This is a genomic window from Limnochorda sp., from assembly GCF_047459355.1.
Lineage (GTDB): Bacteria > Bacillota > Limnochordia > Limnochordales > Limnochordaceae > Limnochorda.
The window spans coordinates 1-1,534 of sequence record NZ_VSCV01000090.1; the positions used below are offsets into that span (position 1 = coordinate 1).

The 1,534-nt window shown below is 67.3% G+C and carries 1 protein-coding gene; it reads left to right on the forward strand.

The window, feature by feature from the left end; translation table 11 throughout:
- Positions 1-160: 160 nt before the first annotated feature.
- On the forward strand, positions 161-1,534 hold a 1,374-nt coding region (gene glpK / locus FWJ67_RS11060), incomplete at its 3' end, for a glycerol kinase GlpK (RefSeq protein ID WP_414482849.1).

Here is a 1,534-nt window from a genome sequence, read left to right on the forward strand (position 1 = left end):
GGGGCTGTCCCCGTCGGGAGGCTGGTCACCAGCGTCCTCCCGCTGGATCAGGTGCAGGAGGCCTTCGAGCGGGCCAGCAGCGGTTCCGAGCTCAAGGTTGTGGTCCGTCCCCAGATCCGTTAACGAGCGAGTTCCGTTTGAAGGGCGGGGGTGAAGGAAGGTGCCCAAACGGGCGATCCTGGCCATTGACCAGGGAACCACAGGCTCCCGGGCTGTGGTGTTCGACCAAGATGGCAACGTCTTGGCCAGAGAGTACCGGGAGATCAACCAGATCTACCCCAATCCAGGCTGGCTGGAGCAAGATCCCATGGAGTACCTCCACTCGGTGGAGGAGTGCATCCAGGCCGTGCTGGCGGCGTGCGGGCCCGATGTCGCCATTGAGGGCATCGGGATCACCAACCAGCGGGAGACGACGGTGGCGTGGGACAGGAAGACCGGCAAGCCTGTGACCAACGCCATCGTCTGGCAGTGCCGGCGGTCGGCGCCCTACTGCGAGCAGCTGCTGGCCGACGGTGTGGAGCCTCTGATCATCGAGAAGACGGGCCTCCGGATCGACCCCTACTTCTCGGCGACCAAGATCCGCTGGATCCTGGACCATGTGCCGGAGGCCCGGCGGCTGGCGGAAGCCGGGGAGCTGGCGGTCGGGACGGTGGACACCTGGCTCATCTGGTGGCTGACCGGCGGCCAAAAGCACGTCACCGATGTGTCCAACGCGTCCCGGACCATGCTCTACAACCTCCACACGGGCCAGTGGGACCCGGAGCTGATGGAGCTGACGGGCGTCCCGGAGGGGATCCTCCCCACCATCATGGAGTCGAGCAACGTCTTCGGTGAGGTGGCCATCGACCTGGGACGCCTCAAGGGGGTTCCCATTGCCGGGGTCGCGGGGGACCAGCAGGCGGCCCTCTTCGGTCAGGCCTGCTTCGAGCCGGGCATGACCAAGAACACCTACGGCACGTCCCTCGCGGTCATGATGAGCACCGGCGACCGGCCCATCCCGTCCAAGCACGGGCTGACCACCGACATGGGCTGGAGCATCCGCGGCCGCAAGTCCTACTCCCTGGAGGGTGTGGTCTTCATCGGTGGCATGGCGGTCCAGTGGCTCAGGGACGGCATCAAGGTGATCAACCACGCGGCAGAGACGGAAGCCCTGGCCCGCTCGGTGGAGGGTACGGGCGGGGTCTACTTCGTGCCCGCCTTCGTGGGCTTGTGCGCGCCCTACTGGGACATGTACGCCCGGGGGACCATCGTGGGCATCACCCACGGCACGACGGAGGCCCACCTGGCCCGGGCGACCCTCGAGTCCATCGCCTACCAGACCCGGGACAACGTGGACGCCATGGCCCAGGACTTGGGGCGGCCGGTGCCGGTCCTCCGCGTGGACGGGAATGCCACCCGGAACGAGTTCCTCATGCAGTTCCAGGCCGATATCCTGGGGATTCCCGTCGAGCGGGCCGCCAACCAGGAGATGGCGGCGCAGGGGGCTGCTTTCCTGGCGGGGCTCTGCGTGGGCACCTGGGCGTCGCAGGACGAA